The sequence below is a fragment of the Mesorhizobium kamtschaticum genome, assembly GCF_056174585.1.
Map to the genome: position 1 here is coordinate 3,426,767 of NZ_CM149691.1, position 24,182 is coordinate 3,450,948.

The 24,182-nt window shown below is 62.3% G+C and carries 34 protein-coding genes; 17 read left to right on the forward strand and 17 right to left on the reverse strand.

What is annotated here, in order from left to right:
• The first annotated feature begins 8 nt into the window (after positions 1 to 8).
• A complete protein-coding gene (locus AC0V7N_RS16835; protein ID WP_475459442.1) occupies positions 9 to 203 on the forward strand; it encodes a hypothetical protein in 195 nt (64 codons plus the stop codon).
• Here AC0V7N_RS16835 and AC0V7N_RS16840 read toward each other — a convergent pair.
• Complete coding sequence (locus tag AC0V7N_RS16840; RefSeq protein WP_475459445.1) at positions 178 to 528, reverse strand: low affinity iron permease family protein; 351 nt, start codon at positions 526 to 528, stop codon at positions 178 to 180. The two genes, AC0V7N_RS16835 and AC0V7N_RS16840, sit on opposite strands and share 26 nt — an antisense overlap.
• Before the next feature lie 119 nt (positions 529 to 647).
• Between AC0V7N_RS16840 and AC0V7N_RS16845 the strand changes: the two genes are divergently transcribed.
• Positions 648 to 860, forward strand: coding sequence for a hypothetical protein (locus tag AC0V7N_RS16845; protein ID WP_475459447.1), 213 nt, complete (start codon positions 648 to 650; stop codon positions 858 to 860).
• On the opposite strand, the gene AC0V7N_RS16850 is transcribed toward AC0V7N_RS16845, so the two are convergent.
• Positions 844 to 1,170, reverse strand: a complete 327-nt coding sequence (locus AC0V7N_RS16850; RefSeq protein WP_496627970.1) for a hypothetical protein — start codon at positions 1,168 to 1,170, stop codon at positions 844 to 846. The genes AC0V7N_RS16845 and AC0V7N_RS16850 overlap by 17 nt on opposite strands.
• A gap of 91 nt (positions 1,171 to 1,261) precedes the next feature.
• Between AC0V7N_RS16850 and AC0V7N_RS16855 the strand changes: the two genes are divergently transcribed.
• Together AC0V7N_RS16855 and AC0V7N_RS16860 are read left to right on the forward strand one after the other, a co-directional pair.
• Positions 1,262 to 1,459 (forward strand): hypothetical protein, encoded by a 198-nt coding sequence (locus AC0V7N_RS16855; RefSeq protein WP_475459452.1) that lies wholly within the window; start codon positions 1,262 to 1,264, stop codon positions 1,457 to 1,459.
• Positions 1,456 to 1,638, forward strand: coding sequence for a hypothetical protein (locus tag AC0V7N_RS16860; protein ID WP_475459454.1), 183 nt, complete (start codon positions 1,456 to 1,458; stop codon positions 1,636 to 1,638). The genes AC0V7N_RS16855 and AC0V7N_RS16860 overlap by 4 nt, the downstream gene beginning before the upstream one ends.
• A gap of 10 nt (positions 1,639 to 1,648) precedes the next feature.
• On the opposite strand, the gene AC0V7N_RS16865 is transcribed toward AC0V7N_RS16860, so the two are convergent.
• Positions 1,649 to 1,894, reverse strand: coding sequence for a hypothetical protein (locus AC0V7N_RS16865; protein ID WP_475459457.1), 246 nt, complete (start codon positions 1,892 to 1,894; stop codon positions 1,649 to 1,651).
• A 269-nt stretch (positions 1,895 to 2,163) separates the two neighbouring features.
• On the opposite strand from AC0V7N_RS16865, the gene AC0V7N_RS16870 reads away from it, so the two are divergent.
• Complete coding sequence (locus AC0V7N_RS16870) at positions 2,164 to 2,457, forward strand: hypothetical protein (protein ID WP_496627971.1); 294 nt, start codon at positions 2,164 to 2,166, stop codon at positions 2,455 to 2,457.
• A gap of 25 nt (positions 2,458 to 2,482) precedes the next feature.
• Here the strand turns inward: AC0V7N_RS16870 and AC0V7N_RS16875 are convergent, their stop codons facing one another.
• Complete coding sequence (locus AC0V7N_RS16875) at positions 2,483 to 2,713, reverse strand: hypothetical protein (protein ID WP_496627972.1); 231 nt, start codon at positions 2,711 to 2,713, stop codon at positions 2,483 to 2,485.
• Between the two features lie 191 nt (positions 2,714 to 2,904).
• Here AC0V7N_RS16875 and AC0V7N_RS16880 point away from each other — a divergent pair, with 191 nt between their 5' ends.
• Positions 2,905 to 3,063 (forward strand): hypothetical protein, encoded by a 159-nt coding sequence (locus AC0V7N_RS16880; RefSeq protein WP_475459465.1) that lies wholly within the window; start codon positions 2,905 to 2,907, stop codon positions 3,061 to 3,063.
• Positions 3,064 to 3,129: 66 nt separating this feature from the next.
• Here AC0V7N_RS16880 and AC0V7N_RS16885 read toward each other — a convergent pair whose 3' ends face one another.
• From AC0V7N_RS16885 to AC0V7N_RS16910, 6 genes are all read right to left on the reverse strand, one after another.
• Positions 3,130 to 3,321, reverse strand: coding sequence for a hypothetical protein (locus AC0V7N_RS16885; RefSeq protein ID WP_475459468.1), 192 nt, complete (start codon positions 3,319 to 3,321; stop codon positions 3,130 to 3,132).
• 308 nt (positions 3,322 to 3,629) lie between these two features.
• Entirely contained in the window at positions 3,630 to 4,103 is a 474-nt protein-coding gene (locus AC0V7N_RS16890) for a hypothetical protein (RefSeq protein WP_475459471.1), read from the reverse strand.
• A 7-nt stretch (positions 4,104 to 4,110) separates the two neighbouring features.
• Positions 4,111 to 4,371, reverse strand: coding sequence for a hypothetical protein (locus AC0V7N_RS16895; protein WP_475459474.1), 261 nt, complete (start codon positions 4,369 to 4,371; stop codon positions 4,111 to 4,113).
• A gap of 245 nt (positions 4,372 to 4,616) precedes the next feature.
• Positions 4,617 to 4,805 (reverse strand): hypothetical protein, encoded by a 189-nt coding sequence (locus AC0V7N_RS16900; protein ID WP_475459476.1) that lies wholly within the window; start codon positions 4,803 to 4,805, stop codon positions 4,617 to 4,619.
• A gap of 100 nt (positions 4,806 to 4,905) precedes the next feature.
• Positions 4,906 to 5,595, reverse strand: coding sequence for a helix-turn-helix domain-containing protein (locus AC0V7N_RS16905; protein ID WP_496627973.1), 690 nt, complete (start codon positions 5,593 to 5,595; stop codon positions 4,906 to 4,908).
• A gap of 275 nt (positions 5,596 to 5,870) precedes the next feature.
• Positions 5,871 to 6,263: a hypothetical protein gene (locus AC0V7N_RS16910; RefSeq protein ID WP_475459478.1), complete on the reverse strand. Its 393-nt coding sequence runs from the start codon at positions 6,261 to 6,263 to the stop codon at positions 5,871 to 5,873.
• A 320-nt stretch (positions 6,264 to 6,583) separates the two neighbouring features.
• On the opposite strand from AC0V7N_RS16910, the gene AC0V7N_RS16915 reads away from it, so the two are divergent.
• Both AC0V7N_RS16915 and AC0V7N_RS16920 read left to right on the forward strand, forming a co-directional pair.
• Complete coding sequence (locus tag AC0V7N_RS16915) at positions 6,584 to 6,787, forward strand: hypothetical protein (RefSeq protein WP_496627974.1); 204 nt, start codon at positions 6,584 to 6,586, stop codon at positions 6,785 to 6,787.
• A 126-nt stretch (positions 6,788 to 6,913) separates the two neighbouring features.
• Complete coding sequence (locus AC0V7N_RS16920; RefSeq protein ID WP_475459481.1) at positions 6,914 to 7,093, forward strand: hypothetical protein; 180 nt, start codon at positions 6,914 to 6,916, stop codon at positions 7,091 to 7,093.
• 26 nt (positions 7,094 to 7,119) lie between these two features.
• On the opposite strand, the gene AC0V7N_RS16925 is transcribed toward AC0V7N_RS16920, so the two are convergent.
• Positions 7,120 to 8,076, reverse strand: a complete 957-nt coding sequence (locus AC0V7N_RS16925; RefSeq protein WP_496627975.1) for an NAD(P)H-dependent oxidoreductase — start codon at positions 8,074 to 8,076, stop codon at positions 7,120 to 7,122.
• Positions 8,077 to 8,357: 281 nt separating this feature from the next.
• On the opposite strand from AC0V7N_RS16925, the gene AC0V7N_RS16930 reads away from it, so the two are divergent.
• Both AC0V7N_RS16930 and AC0V7N_RS16935 read left to right on the forward strand, forming a co-directional pair.
• Entirely contained in the window at positions 8,358 to 8,588 is a 231-nt protein-coding gene (locus AC0V7N_RS16930) for a hypothetical protein (RefSeq protein WP_475459484.1), read from the forward strand.
• Entirely contained in the window at positions 8,585 to 8,935 is a 351-nt protein-coding gene (locus AC0V7N_RS16935) for a low affinity iron permease family protein (protein WP_475459486.1), read from the forward strand. Before AC0V7N_RS16930 ends, AC0V7N_RS16935 begins: the two co-directional genes overlap by 4 nt.
• Before the next feature lie 200 nt (positions 8,936 to 9,135).
• Here AC0V7N_RS16935 and katE read toward each other — a convergent pair whose 3' ends face one another.
• A complete protein-coding gene (gene katE, locus AC0V7N_RS16940) occupies positions 9,136 to 11,244 on the reverse strand; it encodes a catalase (protein ID WP_496627976.1) in 2,109 nt (702 codons plus the stop codon).
• Between katE and AC0V7N_RS16945 the strand changes: the two genes are divergently transcribed.
• The gene (locus tag AC0V7N_RS16945; protein WP_496627977.1) at positions 11,243 to 11,377 is read left to right on the forward strand and encodes a hypothetical protein; all 135 of its coding nucleotides are present in this window, start codon (positions 11,243 to 11,245) and stop codon (positions 11,375 to 11,377) included. The genes katE and AC0V7N_RS16945 overlap by 2 nt on opposite strands.
• 13 nt (positions 11,378 to 11,390) lie before the next feature.
• Here AC0V7N_RS16945 and AC0V7N_RS16950 read toward each other — a convergent pair whose 3' ends face one another.
• The 3 genes from AC0V7N_RS16950 to AC0V7N_RS16960 form a co-directional block, all read right to left on the reverse strand.
• Positions 11,391 to 11,606: a CsbD family protein gene (locus AC0V7N_RS16950; RefSeq protein ID WP_475459490.1), complete on the reverse strand. Its 216-nt coding sequence runs from the start codon at positions 11,604 to 11,606 to the stop codon at positions 11,391 to 11,393.
• A gap of 293 nt (positions 11,607 to 11,899) precedes the next feature.
• Positions 11,900 to 11,989, reverse strand: a complete 90-nt coding sequence (locus tag AC0V7N_RS16955) for a putative RiPP precursor (protein WP_475459493.1) — start codon at positions 11,987 to 11,989, stop codon at positions 11,900 to 11,902.
• Between the two features lie 834 nt (positions 11,990 to 12,823).
• Entirely contained in the window at positions 12,824 to 13,855 is a 1,032-nt protein-coding gene (locus AC0V7N_RS16960) for a hydroxyacid dehydrogenase (RefSeq protein WP_475459495.1), read from the reverse strand.
• Between the two features lie 204 nt (positions 13,856 to 14,059).
• Here AC0V7N_RS16960 and AC0V7N_RS16965 point away from each other — a divergent pair, with 204 nt between their 5' ends.
• The 5 genes from AC0V7N_RS16965 (at position 14,060) to AC0V7N_RS16985 (ending at position 18,916) form a co-directional block, all read left to right on the forward strand.
• The gene (locus AC0V7N_RS16965; RefSeq protein WP_475459497.1) at positions 14,060 to 15,121 is read left to right on the forward strand and encodes a LacI family DNA-binding transcriptional regulator; all 1,062 of its coding nucleotides are present in this window, start codon (positions 14,060 to 14,062) and stop codon (positions 15,119 to 15,121) included.
• Between the two features lie 73 nt (positions 15,122 to 15,194).
• The gene (locus AC0V7N_RS16970; protein WP_475459499.1) at positions 15,195 to 16,184 is read left to right on the forward strand and encodes a sugar ABC transporter substrate-binding protein; all 990 of its coding nucleotides are present in this window, start codon (positions 15,195 to 15,197) and stop codon (positions 16,182 to 16,184) included.
• Between the two features lie 131 nt (positions 16,185 to 16,315).
• Positions 16,316 to 17,287, forward strand: coding sequence for an ABC transporter permease (locus AC0V7N_RS16975; RefSeq protein ID WP_475459501.1), 972 nt, complete (start codon positions 16,316 to 16,318; stop codon positions 17,285 to 17,287).
• Entirely contained in the window at positions 17,284 to 18,060 is a 777-nt protein-coding gene (locus tag AC0V7N_RS16980; RefSeq protein WP_475459503.1) for an ATP-binding cassette domain-containing protein, read from the forward strand. The genes AC0V7N_RS16975 and AC0V7N_RS16980 overlap by 4 nt, the downstream gene beginning before the upstream one ends.
• A gap of 1 nt (position 18,061) precedes the next feature.
• A complete protein-coding gene (locus AC0V7N_RS16985) occupies positions 18,062 to 18,916 on the forward strand; it encodes a sugar phosphate isomerase/epimerase family protein (RefSeq protein WP_475459505.1) in 855 nt (284 codons plus the stop codon).
• Between the two features lie 12 nt (positions 18,917 to 18,928).
• Here AC0V7N_RS16985 and AC0V7N_RS16990 read toward each other — a convergent pair whose 3' ends face one another.
• Together AC0V7N_RS16990 and AC0V7N_RS16995 are read right to left on the reverse strand one after the other, a co-directional pair.
• Complete coding sequence (locus AC0V7N_RS16990) at positions 18,929 to 20,077, reverse strand: FAD-dependent monooxygenase (protein WP_475459508.1); 1,149 nt, start codon at positions 20,075 to 20,077, stop codon at positions 18,929 to 18,931.
• Between the two features lie 153 nt (positions 20,078 to 20,230).
• Positions 20,231 to 21,748, reverse strand: coding sequence for a glucosamine inositolphosphorylceramide transferase family protein (locus AC0V7N_RS16995; RefSeq protein ID WP_475459511.1), 1,518 nt, complete (start codon positions 21,746 to 21,748; stop codon positions 20,231 to 20,233).
• Positions 21,749 to 22,102: 354 nt separating this feature from the next.
• On the opposite strand from AC0V7N_RS16995, the gene AC0V7N_RS17000 reads away from it, so the two are divergent.
• Complete coding sequence (locus AC0V7N_RS17000; protein ID WP_475459514.1) at positions 22,103 to 24,181, forward strand: GumC family protein; 2,079 nt, start codon at positions 22,103 to 22,105, stop codon at positions 24,179 to 24,181.
• The last annotated feature ends 1 nt before the right edge of the window (position 24,182 follow it).

The following is a 24,182-nucleotide window of genomic DNA, read 5'->3' on the forward strand; positions in this document are numbered from 1 at the left end:
AGACTGACATGGCAGAGGACCATTCAGGCAATGGGGTAACGGCGTTCGACTGCGAGATCCTTCGCGGCGCCTTTAGACGATCGGTCGTCGAACGACGCGTCGCTGAAAGGGACAGGCGCCAATATGCAAGACTGCTGGCACGCGAACTGACCGAGATTGACGATGTCGATGACGACATTATCGACTGGATCTTGCGCAAGTAGATTTCGCCGCCTCTTCCTCGAGCTTGACGAGCTTCGCCTTGATTTCCTTCGGGTCGGCATGTTCCAGCCCGACGACTTCGTTTCTGGTGTCGTTGAGGGCGACGATGATCTCGTCGAGCTTGGCGTGGATGGCGGCGGTGTCACGGTAGCCCTGGATCAGGACGACGCCGGTGATGACGATGGCCGCGACCGACAGGGCATAGGTGACGGCGTTTGTCAGGCCGAAAGGCACCAAGGCGGTACACACCACCATGGCGACGATCATGACGTAGAAGCCCGGCGGGCGAGACAGGAAATCAGCGGCGATGAAGAGGAATTTGTTCATGCTGCCCACCAATGGTCGTGTTGTGCACAGAAGCCCATGATGCCAGCAAGTTCGTCGAAGGAATTTCGTTCCAGGAACCCAGGCGACCTCTCGAAGTTTGGCTGAGAGGAAGGACAGCCATGCCACGCTATCAGATCCACGAAATGGACGGCGGTGAGCTTTCGGCATCGCATATCGCCAGCGGCACAAACGCTCTTGAAGCCCTGCAGAAGATCACTGGCAAAACGATTTGGACGCCGGCCTTGCAGAACCGTTGGTTCAGAGTGGTCGACGAAGGCGAGGGCGACGTGTTCGAATACAGCGTCGAGCACGAGCTCACCTCGCGTCGGTAGTTTTGTGCGTCGCCTTTCGGGCGCTGGGCTTGCGTTTTGCCGCAGTGGCGCCGGCGGGAACCGGGGCCCCCGCCGAAAGCCGCTGCTCACGCAGCCGCGCAGTCTTTGCCTCACGCGCCTGGCGTTCCACGGCAATGATCGATTGGGCTTCGCGGGTGGCGCGTTCAATTCGGTCCTTGTCCTGAGGCAGTCGGGCCACGGCATTCTCCTTTGCTTCGATGGCACTCAAAATGCGGGTCGGCAGAAAACGTTCCGGCAGCCGCGCAACTCGGTACAAAACGACATCACATTTGTTGTTGCGCGCACGCACGATCGCCTTAGAGGCCAAGGGGTCACCGGCCACGAAACGGGCGCTGGTGCTTGAGAGTGTCGTGTACTCCCGCCCTGCCGGGAGGCATGAGATGGAAGACGGCCAAGGCCCGGGCGGTATGATATCCGCTCACGATTCCCACATTTTGAGAAAGGCCTTCAAGGCATCGATCGCCGAGTTGCAACTACCTGAAGGGCAATGGGTGGAGCATGCCACGGCGATGATGCGCGAACTCACCGGCAGTCTTCACGTCGATACCGGCTTCATCGAGTGGATCATCCGCAAGTGAAAAGGCAGCCCGCCGCCAAGCTGGCGAACGACAACGCCAAGCCTGAAGATCATCTTGCTGCGGTGACGTTGGGCATCCATGCCACCCTCAAGGGCCTGACCGCACCTGCCGACATGCTGATCGAGGTTTTAAGCTTCGAAGCCCCGGCGGACGCTATCGCGCCGCCGTCGGCGCGATAGGCTGATATCCTCACCCATCCGCACGCTTGGTCTTGCCGGCGCCCTGTTCGTCGCTCAGAAGCCCGAAGTCGGCTGAACGGGTGCCGCTGTTGGCATGCAGAAAGCCCTCGGCGGCCAGGCCGCGACGCAGCAGCTCACGCACCGCAGCCGCGCGGCTCGGCATACGCTTGTCGAAACGCCATGTGTCGAGCGCCGCGAATTCTTCTTCGTTCAGCATCACCTGCAGCCGTTCGGGGCGTTCAAGATTGTCGGTCATCATGGCCTCCTGCTTCCGGCAATCCAGCCGGTGAGCCGAATGAGTAAGTGACTTATGTGCCTCACAATCTGCCAATGGCCTATTTGGTTCCGAGGTAGCCAAATACATTTGTTGCATCAGCTACTCAAAGTGCCTCTGTTGCGTCACTGGCTAAACATACTAACTAATTGATTTTATTAATTATTTTTTGAGATTTGTCTTGCTTTAACGAATCGTCTGGCACATGGTGAAAGTGAGGGAAAACCCAGTCCTTCGGACAGGAGTTTGCCATGCACCACTATCCCATCGAATTGCGCGACGACCTGAATTACACGCTGGTCAAGACAATCTACGAGTTTGGAATCGTTAACGTTCCGGTCCTGGCCGCTCAACTGGCCGACCGGCACGGCGACCTGTCCTTCGCCGACGCCGAACGGTTGGTGCTTGGCTTCGCCCAGCTCTATTCGGCACCGATCGTGTTCGACCGCTCGGGCTGCGATTGGCGGCTGAAAGAGCCTGTCGGTTGGGACAATGACGGCCTGCTTCTCGACATCGTCCAGAACGAGTTTGGTCGCGCCGCCTGAGCCTCGATTGTAGGCTTCCGACGGCCTAGCCGTTTCTCGGCATGTGAACAGGTTTCCAGTCTTTTGCGATGCCATCCATAGCCGTCCTGATATGGTCCGGGTTATCGATGCCGCCGGTGAAAAGGGCGATCAGGCGGCGTGCCAGGTGCTCTCGTGCAGGGTGAGAGCCTTCGATCCCGGCTTGCTCGCAATATTCGTCTAGAATTCTGGTAAGGGTTGCCAACTGGATTTCGTCAGCCGTTCCGCGAAAGGTCATCGCGCATATCCCCATAGGGCGAAAGCGTGATCTACTCTTCCAAGCGCCCGTATGCCGTTGGAGGCGGGCGACGTAGCAATTGTACGCTTCCGACACTTGGTAAGCGAGTCAATTCACTGATGCTGGTACGTTTGCGACCAGGAACTGGCTGGTGTGGGTAGCGTTGATCCAGCTGAAGGGAATTCATCCAAATGACTGACGAGCAGGCAAGCCCACCGGACGATCTTGTTCACCGTCTGGTCGAAGTGACCGGCATCACTGAGGATCAAGCCCGCGATCTTATCGCCTTCCTTGGGCGCAATTGGCCGTCACTGTTGCGGGAAGCCCGCATTCTGGCTGGAAGGCGCTAAATTTCAAATTGACCCACTACCGAACTTCCAAACTTGCCCCGATCATGCTCCCCAATTCTCGTGGCGTCACTTTCGGATGATCTGAAGGATAATCTCGGGGTCGACAACACTCGATCCGGTCAGGTTCCTGACCATTTCCTCGGCATGGCCAACCCACATGGCTTCAGGCAACAAGCCTTCGGCGACCAGACTTTTGAATGCGCTGCGAAGGGTATGGAAATCGAGGGCAGAAACCGGGCTGTCGGTGTGGTCGTTCATCGTCTCAACTCCCTCAGGGCGGGAGTACGATGTACACTCTCAAGCGCCAGCGCCCGTTCAGTGGCCAGCGACAACAACACTGTACGCTTCCGACAATCCGATAGCGAGCCTTGGTACGAAACCGACAAATGTGAGCCCGCCACCGAGGGGTCAGTGGCGGGCTCAATGAAAAGTTGTTTGACTAACTTTCCTGCGCCTTTTCGGCCGGGGGGCTTCCGAGGCGCAGACAGGAACGGGCTGTCACGCAGGAGGTTCCGCCCGCGCACGAAAAGCGCGAGCGGCTCAGAGGTTAGTCCGTCGCCCGGTCTTCAATAGCGGGGCCTTTTGTCGGAAACGACGACCAATCTCCCTCCAACATGCTGGCACCGTTTGCAGACGAGCTTCGATGCCAGCCGCCTTTCGGTGTTGAAATCATAGTGGGTGCCGTAGGTCTCGATCAGGCCATCGAGGTCCAGCGAACGCAAATGACCACAGCGCGCATTGCCGCAATACACGCTGAGGCCCATGCCCTGTTGGCGAAGTTCGCCAAGGTTCTTCGGCTGCGCAATCGGCAGAACAATACCTGCCGGCTCCGCCGGATGTGCGACCGCCACCAGGACAGGCTTTCTTATCTCCGCCCGGTCAATGTTGCCGATCGCGTGGACTGCCTTGTCTTCCGCGACGCCTATGAGGGAATCGATCTCTTCCATGGCTTCGATGTGCCCGCGGACAAACAAAGCCCGTCGCAGCACGTGTAACGCATCTCTCGTTTCGCAAAGTGTCGTGCGCAGGGTGAGGGGCATTTCGCGTTCACTCCTTCATGTAGCTGTCAGGAAGACAATCGGCTTCGACCGCGGCCGCAATGAAAGCCCGGTGGACTTCCCTTGTGCTGCAGCATCCCACCCGTTCCCCCACCAGGGCGGCAAGTGCCGCCAGAAACATGGAACCATTGGACGGCCAGTCGTCTGCCAAGGCGTCGGCCATTTGCGGAAGTGTACAAAGCACCGAAATGGAGCCGTCACTTCGCTCGATGGGAATTCCGGAAAACATGTTTGGCCGGTTGACGGTCACTGCATAGCTCCCGCTTGGGCGGGAGAATGTTAAGCGCTCTCAAGCACCAGCGCCCGTGCAAAAGCTGATGACGTCTTGACTAAGCACTTAAACAAGGCGTCGTCTATTAACTATGACGCATCAGTCTAATAATATTCAATTTTTATAAACTTCTAGGTTTACTTGGTGAAAACCGTACGGTTCCGACATTTCTTTGGTTAGTATTGGTACCAAGCCGACAATCTGAGCGGCGCGGGCAACTCGCATTAAATGCGCGAAGCGAGCCGGGTCAGCCCTACGCGCATGCGCTGGCTATCGGCAAAGGACCGGGCGTAGGATTCCACGTCAAACGTGCTCAAGTGCACGTTGCCGTTGATGACGACCCGAACACGCCATTCGCCCATGATCTCGGTGACTTCGACGCCATCCGGAATAGGTTGTTCTGCTTCAGCCATGACTTTCCTCCCGAAGGGCGAAAGCACCTGATTTGGCTCCCAAGCGTCCGTGTGCCGCAGACGGCGGACGACTTGAGAATTGTACGCTTCCGACAATCCATTAGCCAGTCAATTCAGGCTCCGAACCGATCGCTCCCAAAAGCCTGGCATATTCGGCTTCCGGCACTCCATACCCGCCACCCGCCAGCGCAATCAGCCCAGGCCGGTCCAGGACGACAACCTCACCCCGGCGCGACCGGATCAGAGCGAGACCTTCCAATTCCTGCAGGGCGATGGTGACGCCTGGCCGCCTGACGCCCAGCATCGTGGCGAGGAATTCGTGGGTAATGGAAAACCGCACGCCCACCACGCGGTCGTCGCACATCAGCAACCACCGGGCCAGGCGACCCGCCAACTTCAGCCGCGCGTTGACGAGTGCGGTATACCCGGTCTGGATCTGCAGAGAATTGACGAAGCGCAACAGGAACAATCGCAATGTAGGGCTGGTCGTCAGAGCCGCGTCAAAGCTGTTTGCGTCAATGCGCATTGCTTCGCCTTCGAGTTGCACGAAGCAGGCTTGCGGCGAGCGGTTGTCGGCCATCACCAGCGAACATCCAGCCATTCCCTCAAAGCCGATGAACCCGATCTCCGCCTCCTGGCCGCCGGACGTGTGCGCGACCACCGACGCAATGCCGTGCTCGATGAAGTAGACGGCTGCAATCGGCACGCCGGGCGTCACAAGTGGCATTCTCAGCGGCAGGGCTATCCGCTGCAGACCGGGCTCCAGCAGCGCAAGATCCTGCTCGCTCATCTTGCGCAACAATTCATTGCGGAATCTTGGCTGCGCGAAGGTTTCGTCGGCCAGTGCCTGACCGGTGACAGTCGATTTTGGGATCTCGTAATTCATCGCGTAGCTCCCGCAGGGGCGGGAGTACGATCGACACTCTCAAGCGCCAGCGCCCGTTCAGTGGCTAGCGACAGGAGAACTGTACGCTTCCGACATTCCAATAGCGAGTCATTCCGTTCCGGGACGGTAGCATGGCCAAGGAAAACCCAAGCGGACCTGCAGCTGGATGCGCTGCTTACTTACAACTCTTCCGTGGAGGGGCGTGGCGACGAAATGGCGGAGTGATCCGCATCATCAGCTTGAGGGAAGCGCAATGCTCCGCCGCCACCTGAACCAACTGCCTCGGCAGGCGATGGTTCCGTTATTGCCGGTTCGATCGCCCACAGGACAGGCTGTTGTGGAGATGGGGATACGAGATCGACCTCGCCGAGCCACTCGTCGTAGCTGGAGTTAATGGCCGCATGCAGTTCCGTGGGATTGTCCATGCCGCCCTGGAACAGCTCCATGGCGCGACGGCCAAGACGTTCCCTGGCCCGGTGGCCGGTGGTGATGCCGGCCTGTCGGCAGTAGTCATCGAGCACTTTGGCCAAAACCGAAAGTTGATCTGAATCCGCCGAACTGTTTGATATCATCACGCTTCTCCCATCGTTGGGGCGAAAGCGCGAACGGCTCTTTCAAGCGCCAGCGCCCATTCCACGGCCGGCGACGGGGCGACTGTACGCTTCCGACAATCGGTTAGCCAGTCCCGCGAACTGTTCGGAAACGTACCAAGCGACCTCCTTCATTGTTCGGCCACCGGCAACTCGCTAGCTTCGCGACGCGGTGGACCTCAGGTGCCGCCTTGGCCGACACGGGACACGGCCACCATCCAAGCCGGCATGGCCATCGGTGAAAATGCCTCGATTGCGGGCCTGTGAATGGAGACGCTGATGCCGAGAGATAGATCTGCCTGATGCCAGGGACGAGATTCGAGTGCCTGAAGGAGGATTCCGGCGACTGGATGGTGTGGGATCACAAGGGCGGGGCGCCCGCAAAACTCGGAGGCGTTGAGTTGCGCGGCCAGGACAGGCATCGGGCCGAGATCGCGCGCGACATTCTCAGGCGGATCTTCCGGACCAGGCCGAACACGGGGAGGAGCGACCCTTCGGACGCGTAGGGCGCAGGCCGTCGCATCGATGCGAGACCAGGCAAGTACCGGTTTGGCAAAATGCCGTCTTGTTGTCGCGCGGGCGGGAACCGCACCCTTCCAGAAGGGTTTACTTGCAAAGCGAGGATTGCGTCCATGGTGGTAAGTATCGAACAGGCGATGGCTGACGCGATCCTGGCGATCCGGATGCTACGAAAATCCATCACCGACCATGGCCACCTCGAAGCGATGATCGACTTCGACAGGCTGATGGCCAACGCGGTCGAGGAAGCCGAGAAGCAATTGACCAAGTTGCAGGCTTCGGGGTCGTCCTGATTTGCACCGGCGAGGCTGGGTTCCGGCTATTTCGGTTTTGACGGGGCTGAAGCGGGATCAGCGTGGCGGTGGATCAGCTTCCATTCACTACCGTCGCGCCGGAATATCTCGGTGATGCGCAGCTTCATCTTGGCGGCGTGTCCGCCGATCTTGCCGTCGAAATCCTGGAAGCCGGTCCAGAAGGCAACGTCCTGAGAGGCCTGCAACACCTTCAGTTTCGTGTCGTTTCCGGACGAGAACGCCTTCGCATCGCTGTCATAGCGTGCCGCGACTTTTGCCGCGCCGGAAACCGAACCGCCGGTTGGCGGGAAGAAGGTGGCTTTGCCTTCGCGGGTGACGATCGCGTCGAGCAGGCTGGCGTCGCCGCTCGAATAGGCCGCGGCGATCTTTTCGCGTTGCGCCATGAAGTCGTCGAAGCTGCCACCGGTGTGAGCCTTGCCGAGCACCGAAGCCCACTGTTCGAAGGCGGTCAGGAATTTGCCGAGGAAGGCCTTGGTCTTCTGGTTGGTCAGGTTGCCGGCCTTGTCGAACAGGGAGGCGACCTCGCCAATATAGGCTTCCGGCTGCTGCATGGCCGGAACGTTCAGAAAAACCAGTGCCTGGCGCAGTGCGTGATTGGCGCCAAAGGCACCCATCTTGTAAGGCGTGACACTGACAATGGCGGCCGGCTTGCCTGCCCACACATTCTTGCCCTCGGGGCGGGAAGCAACGTCCAGCGCATTCTTCAGGCAGGCCGGGATCGACCGGTTGTATTCGGGCGTCAGGAACAGAAAGGCATCGGCGGCGGCAACATCGCGCCGGAGCCGCGCCCAAGCCGCCGGCGTGTGGCTTTCCAGGTCCTCATTGAACATGGCGACATCGCCGATTTCGACCACCCGGCACGTCAAGCCTGGCGGCGCCATTTCGATCAGTGCGTTCGCCACCTTGCGCGTGAACGAGGCCTTGCGCAGGCTGCCAACAAAGACGGCGACATTTATCGACATGACGGCTCCGATCGCTTGCATTGTCCGAACCAGTGGAGAACGGGGCCGAGCGGGCATCGTTCCGATATTTCCGCCTCAGTCAGACGTTGTACCGGACCTAAGTCCGATGAAAAAAACGCAATGGTCCGGGGGATGCCGACCCGTGGAACCGCTCTCTCTTCGTGAGGTTGTCTCTCCGAAAATTGGGAGAAAACAGATGGATAGGAGTGTCGGCCAAGCGCGCTGGTTGCTCGCGCCAATCTTCGCAACTGCCCTCACATTTCTACTCATGGGGATGATCGTTGGCTGACATTCGTGCTGATCCGCGCAGCTATGTCCCTTCCTGCGCTGATAGGGTTCGCTCCGCCGCCCATGTGGCGAGCGAACCCTCTATCCAAACCAAATTCGAGCGTGAGGTTCTGATGTTCCGCGACAAAGAGACCCGGTTCCTTGAGGCAGGATTGCTCGCGGCAGTGCCGATTTGCGTAGCCATCACTGCACTGCTCGCATTGTTAACCTTGGCCAGGGTATGAACCGCATCTTGTTCGTGGCGGCCGACTTTCTTTCTCGGCCACCGGGTTTCTACGTCATGATGATTGTGATGGTGTTGTGCACCGCGCTGGTGCCTTTCGGCATGACAAATGCGGTGACCTACGCACTATCGGTCGCGGCCATCGTGATCACCGGGGTGGTCCTGATACAGGGCTATCGCGACACTGCTGCCATCCACGCCAAGCTCGATGAGATCATCGTTTCACTGGACGAGACCAGAAACGACGTTGTCGGATTGGAGCATGCTGAACCGGAAGAAATCCGGGAAAAGCTTACCATGCTCGAAGGGGAAGCGGCACGAACAGTTGGGCGGAATCGGCCCGTTTGATTTGTTTGATCTATGATCGCGGTTGAAAACCACGGTCGCGGACGGACTTCCGAAAGCTTGCGGCACCACGTCGAAGGCGAAGGCCGAGACATGCTCGACGTCATGGGCGGGTTTGTTAAATAATTGCCTCAAGAACGAGCGACTGGATTTGGCTTGGCGGTATGACGCGACCACGGCCAAATCCAGTTGCCGCCGGCATTTTACCCCAGCTTCACCTTCGGTTCGCGCGCCCAGAAGCGCAGGTCGCCGAGCCTGGTGACGAAGCCTGCAATATCTTTGGCGGATGCAACCGCAATGACCGCCTCATCCTCGGCAACGCCGGCCTTGTCCAGCAGCGGGGCCGCCGCCTCGACGAAGCCGATGAACTTGCAGTGCGCGAAGGCGTCGGCGACGAAGTCGCGGGCGGTGGATTCCTTCAGTAGGTCGGCCATTGCGGGTTTCGCCGGCAACAGTGCGACCGCGTCGTAGAGGACCGACGGCGCGCCTGATATCATCTGCTGCGCGTCGATCCAGCTGCCGTCGCTCGCCTTGGCCCCGCCGACCTTCGGCGCGATGATCTCGAACTTGGCGGCGGCCTTGGTCAGCGCCTGCTTCAGTGCATTGAGAAGAGCCGCGTCGGTGCCGTCGGTCACCAGTATGCCGAGCTTGCGGCCCTCGAAACGGCCGGGGCCGTTCTTGAGGATGCTGAGCTTATCCGACGCGGGAAGATCCCGACGCGTCGGCACCGCCGCATCGGCAGGCTTCGGCATCGCCTTCAAGCCGAGCGCATCCGCCACCTTGCGAGCCAGCGCATCATCGATGTTGAGAAGGTGGGAAACGATGCGCTCGCGAATAACAGGCGTTTGCACCTTGCTCAGCTCGAAGGTCAGCGCGGCGGCGATGTGGCCTTGCTCGACGGGCTGTTGGCTGATGTAGAACTGGCGCGCCTGGCTGTAATGATCGGCAAAGGTCTCCGACCGCAACCGCGCCTTTGGTCCGGCTTCGGCTTCAGCGAACGACCGGAACCCCTTGGCCGGGGATTCACGCGGGCCTTCATCCCATGAATTGGGCTGGTAGTTGGCGCGGCCGACCGGGTTGCGCATCGCCATGTGCCCATCCTGCTGGAAATTGTGGAAGGGGCATTTCGGCGCGTTGATCGGCAGATGGGTGAAGTTGGTGCTGCCCAGCCGTTTGATCTGCGTGTCGAGATAGGAGAAATTCCGGCCCTGCAGCAGCGGGTCGTTGGAGAAGTCGACACCCGGCGGCACGTTCTGCGTCATGAACGCCACCTGCTCGGTCTCGGCGAAGAAATTGTCGGGCATGCGATCGAGCACCAGGCGGCCGACCGCGATCGGCGGCAACACCTCCTCGGGGATGAGTTTGGTGGGATCGAGGATGTCGAAATCGAAACTGTCGGCGAAGGCCTGGTCGAACAGCTGCAGTTGCAGCTCCCATTCCGGGAAATTGCCGGCGTGGATGGCGTCCCAGAGGTCGCGGCGGTGGAAGTCGGGATCGGCGCCGTTGATCTTGACCGCCTCGTTCCAGGCGACCGACTGGAGGCCGAGCTTGGGCTTCCAGAGAAACTTCACGAAGGTCGATTCATCCTTGGCGTTGAGCAGCCGGAACGTGTGAACGCCGAACCCTTCCATGAAGCGCAGCGAGCGCGGGATGGCGCGGTCCGACATCGCCCACATGATCATGTGCATGCTTTCAGGCGTGAGCGAGATGAAATCCCAGAAATTGTCATGCGCGGTCTGCGCCTGCGGGAAGTCGCTGTTGGGCTCGGCCTTGGCGGCATGGATCAGGTCGGGAAACTTGATCGCATCCTGGATGAAGAACACCGGCATGTTGTTGCCGACAATGTCCCAATTGCCTTCCTGCGTGTAGAGTTTGACGGCAAAGCCGCGCACGTCGCGGGCAAGGTCGGCCGAGCCCTTGTTGCCGGCCACGGTGGAGAAGCGCACGAAAGCCGGTGTCTTTTCGCCGGCGCGCTGGAAGATGTCGGCACGCGTGTATTTGGCCAGCGATTCATAGGTTTCGAAATAGCCGTGCGCGCCATAGCCGCGCGCATGGACGACGCGCTCGGGAATGCGCTCGTGATCGAAATGGAAGATCTTTTCGCGGAAATGGAAGTCTTCGAGCACTGTCGGGCCACGGGCACCGATCTTCAGCGAGTTCTGGTCGTCGGCGACAGGGCCGCCCTGCGCGGTGGTCAGTACCTCTGTCGAACCGGAGGCGGTCTGGTGCAGTTCGCCGCCTTCGCCACGCTGCAGTTTCTGATCGTGGATGGTCGTGGCCGTCCCGGCCAATTTGGATGCTTGCTTCGCCATGACTGAAAATCCCTGGGGCCAAATGCGCGGGCTGCGCTGGGTCCTCAATCTCTGGAATGGCAATGCGTTCCCTGCCGTTTCAAATCCGCAAATGAAGAAGGCCGCCGGTTGGCACGGCGGCCTTCAACTTTGAGAGCGAAGAACCCTCAGAGGTTCTTGTTGATCGCGGCGGCGGTCTTGTTGGTCGCGTCCTTGACGGCGGACTTCGCGTCGCCGACGGCCTTCTGGACCTTGCCCTCGGCTTCCTGTGCCGCGCCTTCGGCGCGCAGGCGGTCATTGCCGACGGCCTTGCCGACGCCTTCCTTGGCCTTGCCGACGGCCTGATTGGCGAGACCCGATGCCTTGTCGCTGGTGCTTCCCATGGGAGTTCCTTTCGCGGATTGTTTGCGAGGACCAACGTCGCTTTGTTTGGAAAGTTCCGCATGCCGTGGAGAGAACCAAGCAAAACGAAAAGGCCCGCCACCGACGCGAATCGTGACGGGCCTTCTGGAGTACACCGGGCGTCCCACCGCCCGGCTGTCTGGAAAACTTCACGGCGCCATGATCGTTCCATCACAACAGGAAGCCACCTCCTCAGGGGAGCGGGCTTCGGGCCTTGCCGATCGTGCCGGTCTTGCTGGCGCGAGGTCGCAAGACCACGCCTATGTCTCAAGCTTCAGATGCAAATCGAGGTGCAGTTACCCGCGGTAACCGCCGAGAGTTTCTCGCGCTTCAAAAGCGTCGGCTTGGCGTAGGTTTTCTTCATGGCCTATCCCCTATGTCAGGTCAGCTTTGGCAAGGGTTCGAAGGGGTGCAGTTGGCGGTCACAGCCGACAGCCTGTCACGCTTCACCAAAAGTGGCTTCTGGTAGGTCTTTTTCATGCAATCCCCGTTCTGATATGCCCGAGGAGCGCTCTGTCCCGGGCCGCTGTTATTCAGGTGTCAACAAGGCGCCCCTAACCCCGGGCGCACGATGATTTCAAACGTCCACGCACTGCGAGATTGGACAAAGTTGCGCGGTAACCGACGACAGTTTCTGGCGTTTCAAAAGTGTTGGTTTTGCGTAGTTTTTCTTCATTTTATTTCCCCTTACCCCATCGTTAGCCAGTCCACATGACGCCGGAGAAAACGCGGTGTCAAAACGTTTCGGTCCCTGGGACACGAGGCGTTCGTTGTTTTAGGGCCTGCTGATGCTAAAACCCCACAAAATGGCGCGAAATGGCTGGATTTCGCCGAGAAGAAGGGCTGGCCAACAGTTTCTGTCGCCGCAAACAGACGCAAAAAACCCCGCCCGCCGGAGCCTGACGGGGTGTTGATTGGAGGATCAACGGATCGAATGGGAGACGATCCGGATAAAAACGCAAACGTTGCGGAAAAGGTTCCGATGGCCGGGGCGTCGGTCGGTTTGTTTGGCCGCGCGGCGCTGGGCCGAGCGACCAGGCATTTGCTGCTATCGAGGGTGGACAACTAGCCGGCTGGGCCGATTGAGCCCGAGATCACTTCTTGTGCCGTTACCGCCGACAGCTTCTGCCGCTTGACGAGGGTCGGCTTGTCATAGGCCTTTCGCAAATGCGGGCGCGGAAACGACTCTCGCTTGCCCTCAATTCCTGTCCACAGGCTTGGACCGCATCCTCGACACCGTCTCGCGCTCGGCGCGCTTGGAGCGCAGCGGCGGCAGGCCGCGGTCGATCAGGTCCATGTCCTCCAGCACCATGTCGCCCATGCGCTTGAAGGCGATGTCCAATGCGCCGGCGCGATGAGCGGAGCGCAGGAAGCCGGGGAGGGCGCGAACCGGGTGGTCGCTCGCCAGCGGCTCTTCTGGAAAGACGTCACTGGCGGCGACGATGTGGCCGCTTTTGACCGCCGCCATCAGCGCGGGAAAATCGACGACGCCGGCGCGGCTGAGCAGGATGAAGGCGACGCCCTTGCGCATCGAGGCAAAAGCGTCCGCGCCGAGAAAACCCTGGTTCTCGGAGGTCACCGAGGCGACGACGAAGATGAAGTCGCTCTGCGTCAGCACCTCGTCCAGCGATGCCGGCTCGACGCCATTGTCGATCAGGATCGACGGCGGCAGCCAGGGATCGAAGACTTTGGTGCGGGTGCGGAAGCCTGTGAGCAGGCGGTTCAGAGCGCGGCCGAGATCGCCGAAGCCGATGATGCCGACATCGGCGCCCGACAAGAGCCGCGCTGTCAGATTGCCGTCGCCGCCCCACAGCTCCTCGCCTTTGCGGAAGGCGAGGTCGGCATCGACAATATTGCGGGCAAGGTTGAGCGCCATGGCAAGGCCAAGCTCGGCCACCGGCTCGGCGAAGACGAGGCCGGTGGTGACGACATGGATGCCGCGCGCGAACAGCGTCTCGTAGGGCATGTTGTTGAGGAGGTTGGTCTCGACATTGAAGACGCAGCGCAGCGCCTTCATCGTGTCCAGCGTCTCGGGCGAGATCGGCGGCTGGCCGACGATGTAGCGGGCCTCTGCCAGCACATCGGCCGGCAGCTTGGCGAAGCCCTCGTCCGTCGTCTCGACGATGCGGTACTTCGCCCTGAAGCGCGCCAGCTGCGGTGGCGTGAAGATCAGCTCGAGCGAGCGTGGTTCCGGCGCGCTGATGACCAGCGGCAAATCCTTGTTCGGCATGACGATTCCTCCCGGCGCGATGCTACCCGCGCGTTTTTGCTTTGCACATGTCGTTATCCCAAAACCGCTGTATAGTTTTTGGGTGGCATGTGGCTCGGCGGCTAAAATACCGCCGATGAACCGATTTACAACTGCGAAAAATCGATTTACTCATTTCTCAGCGGACACGAAGATGCCTCTGTCCGCGCCTCGGGAGGAGGAGCAATGGCGCATAGGCAGGACCAGCAGCGGCGTCCGTCGATCCACGACGTGGCCAGCCGTGCCGGCGTGTCCGCCGCCACCGTCTCCAAGGTCATGGCGGGCGTCACCACGGTCAAGCCCGAGAACGCGCAGCGCGTCCTCGATGCCATTGAACAGCTTGGTTACCGCGTCGATCCGCTGGCCTCCGACATGCGCCGGGCCAAGCGCCGCATCATCGGCGCCATCATGCCGGAATTCGAAAGCGAATTCTTCGGCCAGATGGTCACCCAGCTCGAGAGCCTGGCCGAACAGCGCGGCTACACGCTGGTGGCGGCGTCGAGCCGCGAATCCGAAGCGCGCGAAACGGAAATCCTGGCCCGCATGCATGACTGGCGCGTGGCCGGCGTGGTGCTGGCGCCGGTGCGCAACGAGCATGGCCCGGCGGCCGCGTTCATGAAGGCCAATGGTATGACCGGCGTGCTGATCGACCGCGTGCTGTCCGACGACGCCTTCGACACCGTGTCGGCCGACAGTGCTGCCGCCAGCGCCGAGGTGGCGAGCCAACTGATCGGCAAGGGCCACCGCCACATATTGGTGGTGGGCCTCGGCGAGCAGGCGGCGACGGTGCGCGCCCGTCTCGACGGGTTTCGCGCCACCGCGCTCCATCTGGCGCCGGACGTGCGCATCGATGTCGTGCTTGCCGAAACCGATGTCGAGCCGCTCAGGGCGCAGTTGCGCGACTATTTCGCAAAAGGCGAGCGCCCGACGGCGGTCTATTCGCTTTTCCTCAAGGGCACGCTGGTGGCGCTGTCGGAATTCCGCCGGCGCGGCTGGCACTGTCCGAACGATATTTCGCTGGTCGGCTTCGACGACGCCGAATGGATGCAGGTGACATGGCCGGCCATCGCCGCCGTGGTGCAGCCGGTGCGGCAGATCGCCGTCCACGCCATGGAGGCGCTGTTTGCCAGGATTGAAGGCGAGGAGGGGCCGCCGAGAGCGCGGCTCGAGCCTTGCCGGGTTTTGATGCGGGAATCCGTTGGCTCGCCAGGCAGCGGCCCGCATTCCGGGGGAGGAAACCGACAATAGCCCCCATTGTCGACAACCAAAGCCGCGCCTGGCCTCGGCTCGCGGCATCAGACATCAACCGGAGGAGAAACAAATGACCTCGTTCATCCCGAAGATAAATCGATTTACTCTGGCTTTTGGCGTTGCCATGGCGCTTTGCGCCGCGACTTCGGCGAAGGCCGACGATGCCGAATACGGCGTGCTGATGAAGACGCTGGCCAATCCGTTCTGGGGCGCGATGAGCCAGGGCGTGGAAGCCGGCGCCAAGGGCGCCGGCGTGAACATCTTCGAGCAGGCGGCCGAGAGCGACCAGGCGGCCGAGCCGCAGCTGAACCTCTGCAACACCATGCTGGAGCGCAAGCCGGCGGCGATGATCACCGCCGCCATCAACTCGACCAATCTTCTGCCGTGCCTGAAGGTGGCGCAGGAGGCCGGCGTCAAGATCGTCGACCTCGACAACAATCTCGACCAGGCGGTGCTCGACAAGGAAGGCATCAAGGTCACATTCCACATCGGCTCCAACAACAATGCCGCCGGCGCGCAAGGCGCCGAGTATCTGGTCTCGAAGCTCGGCAAGGACGCCAAGGGTCCGGTGCTGGTGATCGAAGGCCTGTCGGGCAACATCACCGGCGAGAAGCGCGCCAAGGGCTTTGCCGACAAGTTGAAGGAACTGGCGCCCGGCCTGGAAATCGTCGCCTCGCTGCCCGGCGACTGGGATCGCGGCAAGGCGGCCTCGATCGCCACCGACACGCTGACCGCGCATCCCGACCTCGTCGCCATCTTCTGCGCCAATGACGGCATGGCTCTGGGTGCCGTGGAATCCGTCTACGCCGCCGGCAAGGGGCCGCAAGTGACGATCATCGGCGTCGACGGCAATTCCGATGCCGTGAAGTCGATCAAGGAAGGCCGCTTGAATGCGTCCGTCGCGCAGCTGCCCTATCTCGTCGGCAAGCAGGCGGTCGAAAACGTCAAGAAGGCGCTGGCCGGAGAGAAGGTCGAGGACAGCATCGCCGTGCCGACCCTGGTGCTGACCAAAGAGGTCATCGACGCCGGCAAGGAGCCGATGCTGGAATACGTCAAGTAGGAAGGGAATAGGGCAGTAGGGCAGTAAGGCAGTAGGGGAACCAGACGGTTTGCGCGTCGCGGCTCTATTCTATTTCACCTACTGCCCTACTGCCTTACTGCCCTACTGCCCTCTCTCAAAGGTGCAACCAAATGTCATTCTGGTCCCGGGTGCAGCGTGCAGCCGTTGAACGGCTTCATATCAGGCTGGAATCGCTGCTGGTGCTGGTGGCGCTCAGCGCCGTCATGGCGGTGCTGTCGCCGTATTTCCTGTCGCTGAGCAATTTCCTCAACATCCTGCTGGCGACCTCGACGATCGGCGTGCTGGCGATCGCCGCCACCTTCGTCATCGGCTCGGGTGGGCTCGACCTGTCGCTCGGCTCGGTGATGGGCCTGTCCGGCGTCGCCGGCGCCTTCGTCGCGGTCAATCTTGGCTGGTGGTCGCCGCTGGCGGTTGCCGCCTGCATCATCGCCGGCGGCATTGCCGGCTATATCAACGGCCAGCTGGTCACCCGCGCCTTCGTGCCGGCCTTTATCGTCACGCTCGGCATGCTGGGCCTGGCGCGCGGGCTGGCGCTGGTCATCTCGCAGGGCAGGGCGATCTACGGCCTGCCGCCCGAAATCGTCTATATCGGCCAAGGCCGCCCGTTCGGCGTGCCGATGCCGGTCATCCTTCTGGTGCTGACGGCTGTTGTCGCGCACTGCCTGCTCGCCTACACGCGCTTTGGCCGCCACACGCTGGCGCTCGGCGATAGCGAGGGCGCGGCGCGCGCCGCCGGCATCCGCGTCGAACACCACCGCCGCATCATCTACACGCTGTCCGGGGCGCTCGCCGGTCTCGCCGGCCTGCTGTTCACCGCCCGCGTCAATGCCGGCGACCCGACCGCAGGCATCAATTACGAACTGACCGCCATCACCGCGGCGATCATCGGCGGCACCAATCTGTTCGGCGGCCGCGCCTCGATCCTCGGCACCATGATCGGCGCGCTGATCATGGGCGTGCTGCAGAACGGGCTGACGCTGCTTGCCGTGCAATCCTACTACCAGCAGATGGCGATCGGCGCGGTTCTGATCCTGGCGGTGTTCATCGACCAGTATCAGGTGCGCAAGGAGTCACGCGTATGACCCTCCTTACCCTGCAAGGCATCCGCAAAAGCTTCGGCGCGGTCGACGTGCTGCATGGCGTCGACCTCTCGGTCGAGGCCGGCGAAGTGATCGGCCTGGTCGGCGACAATGGCGCCGGCAAGTCGACGCTGATGAAGACCATCACCGGCATTTATCGCGCCGATGCCGGCTCGATCCAGCTCGACGGCCGGGATATCCTGCCGCTCGATCCCGGCCAGCGGCGCCAGCTCGGCATCGAGATGATCTACCAGGACCTGTCGCTGGCCAAGCAGCAGGACGTGGCGGCCAACATCTTCCTCGGCCGCGAGCCGGTGAAGAAACTGTTCGGTCTCATCCCAGGCTTTGTCGACAAGGCCGAGATGGACCGCCAGGCGACAAAAATGATTGAGCGGCTCGGCGCGCATCTGCCGTCGATCAACCGCTCGGTCGGCTCGTTCTCGGGCGGCCAGCAGCAGACGGTGGCGATCGCCCGGGCGCTGACCTTCAACCCGAAGCTGGTGATCATGGACGAACCGACGGCGGCACTTGCCGTGCGCGAGGTGCAGAGCGTGCTCGATCTCATCCGCCGGCTGAAATCGGAAGGCATCGCCGTCATCCTGATCTCGCACCGGCTGAACGACGTGCTGGCCGTCACCGACCGCATCGTCGTGCTGCGCCACGGCCGCGCCGAGGCCAATCTCGTCACGGCGAAAACGAACATGAACGAAGTCGTCGGCCGCATCGTCGGCGGCGGCGACACCAGCGCCGCGGCGGCGCATGAACAGAGAGGCTGAGATGAACACCTTTGGACTGCACACTTTCGCCATCGCCCCGGTCTGGGATTTGAACCTGATCGAGCCGCAGATGGAGCGGCTGAAGGGGCTCGGCATCGGCCTCTTGGAAATCCCGCTGCTGCGTCCCGAGGAGATCGACACTCGGCGCACGCGCGCTTTCGCTGAGCGGTGGAATGTCGAGCTTATTCCGTCGCTTGGCCTGCCGGCTTCACTTGACGTTGTGGCGCGGCCGGACCAGGCGCTGGCCTTTCTCGAACCGGCCTTTGGCGTCTGCGAAGCGGTGGGCAGCGCAGCACTTGGCGGCGTCACCTATGGCACGATCGGCAAGACGTCCGGCCGCGCGCCGACGGAAGAAGAGATCGACGGCATGTGCCGCTTCCTGGTGCGCGCGGCCAAGGCCGCCAAGGCGCATGGGCTGAAGCTCGGCATCGAGCCTTGCAACCGCTACGAGACGCACCTGATCAACCGCGGCATCGATGCGACCAACATCATCGAGCGCGTCGGCGCCGACAACATCTTCATCCATCTCGACACTTACCACATGCATATCGAGGAGGAGAGTTTCGACGCCGGCTTCAGGGCGGCGGCACCCTATCTCGGCTATGTCCATGTCTCGGAAGCCAATCGCGGCGTGCCCGGGCGCGGCATGCTCAACTGGGCGGCCTGCATGAACGCAATCGCCGCCATCGGCTACACCGGCGCCATTACGCTGGAAAGCATGAACCATGTCGATGTCGACATTGCCGGCGGGCTCGCGGTGTGGCGGCCGGTAGCGGACAATCCCGATGATGTGATCGGCGTCGGCCTGCCGTTCCTGCGCGAGGAGGCGAGGAAGGCCGGCTTGCAACTGGGGTGAGGGGGAAGACCCTCACGCCATGCCGGGCTGCCGCCGCGGTCCCAGATGGCGCACCTTGCGGCCGAGGATCATCAGCTGCCGCGCCGTGTTGTTGCGCAGGCGCCGCACGCGCCATTCCAGTCCGGTTTCGGTGGTGATCCGCTTGGCGTAGACGCTCACGCGCATGCCTTCCTCATCGGAGGCCACCTTGACCGGGTCGTCATAGAAAGCGCCGATCTTGTCAGCCGCCATGCCTGGCGTTTCCAGCCAGCGCGGAATGTGAACCGAATGGAGCTGTTCGACATCGATCATGACCCGCCCGATGCCGACGCCCGGCGTCGGGCATGTCGTCACGAATGCATCGCCAATGAAGACGACACCGTCGCGACGATGGCCTTGCGTCGTGGTCAGATTGACCTGCCTGACCTCGACGGGGCTCGCCACTTCGAAGTTGCCGCACTGCGCCGCTATTTCGGGCATCAGTTCGCACAGCATCTTTTGCGGATCGGCGCGGAAATCCCGCGTCCACTGTTCGGCGACGGTGCGATAGACGAACATGTTCGCCCGCATCTTGTCGCCGATGGGAAAGACGGTGAGATAGGCGATGCGGTCCGAGGCCCGCTTGCCGTAGCAGGTGACGGCCTGATAGGCGCAGTCACGCGGCGCAATGGCGAGGTCGAATCCCATCGACAGCGAATGCGCCTTCGACAGTTCGATGCGCTCGACGCCGATGGCGCGCCGCACCAATTCGCTGTAGCCGGTGGCCACCACCAGCAGGCGGGCATTGATGACGGTGCCGTCGCCCAGCACAAGCCGCTGCCGGTCCGGTCCGGTCGAGACCTCGGTTACCTTGCCGACCGTTAGCGGTACCTGCGACGGCAAGGCATCGCGCAGGCCATTGATCAGCGCGCCGTAGGAAAATGCGTATTCCCACTTCTTTTCACGCGCGAAGAATTGACCGAGGCGGAAGACATCGATGTCGGTAAACGGGGTGACGAGAGGCATGACCATCTTGTCGAGACCGAGCTTCTCGAACAGTTGCATCTGGTTCGCGCCGATCTTCTCGGCCCGGAACTCGTCGTGATGAACGCGGTGCGGGTCGATCAGCGCCACCTTGCGGCCGGCGTTTCCCAACACCGTTGCCAGGGTGGTGCCGGCCATTCCGGCGCCAATGATTGCCACGTCGACTTCAGCCGGGGCGGGCTCGGCGGGGGCAAGTCACCGCCCTTCATGCTAGTCATCTTCCGTCTCCACAATCTGTGGTGGAAATATCTCGTGGACCCATATCAACCTCAAGCAACCAGCGCGCGTGGCTGGTAGTAACGAACGTTTAGGTTAACGACGGTCGCCCTTCTGTTTCCAGCGCGGCGCGATCGCCGAGCCATCGATGAATTCCAGGCCGCCCGCCTCGTTGAGCGTGTGCAGCTTGCGCCCATTCCATAGCGCGCCAGGAGTTAAGATGGTCTCGACAACCTGCTCCATGCCGTTCAAATCAAGGTGAGCGACGCGTGCGATACCAAGTGCGGCGCCATAACTCCTGCGGCAATCCTGCACCGGACGCAGCAGATCGTTGCCGCGCTTGACCATGCGGCCGGCCGGCCGCGCCGAGGCAATGTCGACCAAAACGGGATTTTTGGGATGCGGCGTCCACGGGCCGCGAAAGTCCGGCGCCGACCACAGATGCAGCGCATCGGAGAAGGCGCCGCCGCCGTCGCGGACGGTGGCGAACAGCCACCAGCGCCCGCCATCCTCGACCAAAGTGGCGTCGCTGGCGACGATGTCGGACAGCAGCGTCGCTTCCTTGACCCAGCCGCCGGGGAAGGCGGTGGCGCGGTAGAGGTCGACCGTGCCGTTGGCGCAGCTTTCCGGCACCATCCAGACCTCGCCGTCGCGCTCGAAGACGAAGGGGTAGGAGAGGTGAAAGGGCAGGTCGAGCACCGGCTCGGGACGTCCGATCGGCCCTGACGGGCCGAACGGCACGGCGGAGATGATGGCCCGGCCCAGACGGTGGATATAATCCTCGACGAACAGGGTGACCTGTCCCTGATACAGGATCGGAAACGGATCGGCGTAGAAGCGGCTGCCGTCGTCGGGCAGCACCTGCCAGCCGGATGCCGGATGGGCGCGCAGGTCGTAGAGGTCGCGGCCATTGGTCTGGCGCCAGCCGACCTTCCAGTGCGGGGCGTTGTAGCAGAGGTGGTAGATCTTCTGGACGATGCGCCGCGCCAGCGCCTTGCCCGCCCTGATGCCAAGCTTGGCGGCGGAGGGTATCTGCGGCGAGGCACCGGCTTGCGCCGGTTCGGGCAGCACGGGCACGGCCCGCGCCGCGCCATTCATTGCTGAGGGGGGCATTGCCGCGACGATCAGGCTTGCCGTGCGTGCCAGCATGTCCTGGAAGGAGGCCAGCGCGATGCCGCCATATTCGGTGCCCAGGCGTCCTTCGGCAACAATGGTGCCGCTTTCCTCGATGCGGGCAATCGGCGTGCGGCCGTCGAGGATCAGCGCCAGCAGAGCCGCTTCGCCGGCGGCGCCGTCATAGGTGACGGGCCAGACCCGCGTTGCTTCCAAGCTCACGTCGCCGCAGAGGTCGATCACCAGATCGGGTGAAGCGGGCGGCTGCGTCCGGTAGGGCGCGAGCGCCGACAGCGGCAGGCGCTTGGCAAGCCCGTCCGCCGGCAGGCCATGGAGGACCGTTTCAAGCTGGAACAATGCCGCGGCGCTGCCCGGAATGCCGCCCCCGGCCGGCCTGGCGTCGACGGACACCTCGACCTGCGCAAGCGCCGCCAGCCGCTGCAGCAGCGTCAGGTGAAAAGCACGGACGCATTCGCCGTCCAGGCGCAGGCTCACTTGCATGTCGCACCCCTGGCGTTGTGATGTCTTGTATCTGGCCGGCGTTCGATATCAGGGCAGGGGAGATGGCGGCACGGGAGGGCTGGACTGAAGTGCTGCCCCATTTCCATTCGTCTCCTGCTCGCTCGCGCCCGTATCAGCGCCTGTGCCTAATATTACGCAAACTCCATGCCAAAAATGCGTAAACTCCCTGCCGAAAATCAGAAGAGCTCCCAACATAATTAACAGTGTTTTAACAGTTGGAGGAATAGCTAGGCTGAAGCCGCAATTTAATCTTTGCAGGCACATGGAGTGTTGTCGGAGCGACCGTTGCAATCATCCCTGCTCTCGTTGCCGCAACAAAACGCTCCGGAGGCGATGCAATATGCCCCGGAGCCGGTGCCGATGCCGACCTATTCATCCTCGACCGTCGAACTGGGTGACCTGAAGCGCATATTGGTGCGCCGCCGTTTCCTGATCCTCGCCACCGCCGCGTTGCTGACCCTGGTGACGCTGGCCTATGGATTGCTCACGCCGGCGCTGTACAGTTCGGTTTCGGAAATCCTCATCGATCCACAAGACCTGCAGGTGGTCACCAACGACGTCAATCCGAGCCGCGTTCCGCCCGATGGCGGCATCACCATGGTGGAAAGCCAGGTCAGTGTCGTCCAGTCGACGGGCGTGCTGCTCAAGGCGATCCAGGCAACCAACCTGACCGACGATCCGGAATTCAACGGGCAGGGCGGGTTGTTGAGCCGTTTGCTCGGCGGCGTGCTGGGCTCGGGCTCGGCCGAAACCGACAGGACGGGCAAGACGCTCGATGCGCTGCGCCGGCGGCTGGCGGTGAAACGGGCCGACAAGGTGCTGGTCCTCGACGTGATCGTCACCGCCAAGAGCGCCGACAAGGCGGCGAAGCTCGCCAATGCCATCGCGCAGGCCTATCTGGCCGACCAGGCGAGCGCGCGCGCCAAGATGGCCACGGACGCTTCCGATTCCATCACCGCGCGGCTGGACGAGCAGCGCAAGCGCGTGCAGAAGGCCGAGAACGCTGTCGAGGCCTACAAGTCCGCCAACAACATGGTGATGGCGGCGGGCAATCTGGTCAGCGACCAGGAACTGACCGAGATCAACACGCAGCTCTCGGCCGCGCAGAGCCGCACCGCGACGCTGAAGGCGCAGGTCGACCAATTGCGCCGGTCCGGCGGCGCGCCGGACGCCACCTCGGAAGCGATGCGCTCGTCGGTGATCTCCAGCCTGCGGGCACAGGAGGCGACGCTTGTCGACCAGGTCTCGCAGCTTGGCACCGAACTCGGGCCGCGCCACCCCTCGATGATCGCCGCCCAGCAGCAGCTGCGCGACACGCGCGCGCTCATCGCGCGTGAACTCGGCCGCATCGGCGCCGCCGCCGAAACCGACTATGAGCGGGCGCTGGCCAACCAGCAGGCGCTCGAAGCCAAGGTCGCCGGCATGAAGAGCAAGTCGCTCGACACCGACCAGGCTTCGGTCAAGCTGCGCGAATTGCAGCGCGATCTCGAGGCGGTGCGCTCGGTCTACGCCACCTATCTGCAGCGGGCGCAGGAGACGCGCGAGCAGATCAATGTCGACAGCACCAATGCGCGCATCATCTCCAACGCCATGCCCGCCCTGAAGAAGAGCTGGCCGCCTTTGCCGCTGCTGCTTTTCGGCGCTCTCTTCGGCGGGCTGGGGCTGGGCACCGCGCTGGCGCTGATCGCGGAATATTCCTCGCCGACCGTGCTTTCCAGCGCGCAGATGCAATCGGCCATCGACGCGCCGGTGTTCGGCGTGCTGCCGGCAAAATCGTCCCGTCGCCGCTGGTGGCCTTTCGGCGCCGCCACTGCTGCAGGGCAGAAGACGGATGCGGTCGCGGGCCTGGCGCTGAGGCGCCTGTTCGCCTCCAGCCGGCGTCCGCCGAACTGGCCGCTGGTGCCGTCCATACTGCTGACGTCGCCGCCCGAGGACGCCGCGCATCGGAGCCGGGTGGCACGCCTGCTCGCCAATGCCGCGGCTGCCAGGGGCAGCCGTGTCCTGTTCATCGACACCAATGCCGGCAGCGGCAAGAAGGAGTCGCAGCCCGGTCTCCTCGACGTGCTGCGCGGCGAATATGCCTTCGAGGCGCTGAGCCAGTACACGGCCGGCAGCAATGTCGCTGTTCTGGGCAGGGGCCGGCAGACGGCCGTCTTCTCCGAAGCGCAGGGTGTCTATTTCACGCAGCACATGCTGGCCCAGGCCGGCCGCAACTTCGACCTCGTCGTCGTCGACGGCGGCGCGCTGGCCGACAATCTCAACGCCTCGCCGCTGGTCGCCATGGTCGACGAGATCGTGATGGTCGCGACGCTCAACTCGACGCCGATGGCCGACGTCACGGCGGCCTCGCAGGCCATTTCCGTCATGGGGCGGTTGCCGACCGGCGCCTTGCTGGTCGACGAGGCGGCCTGAC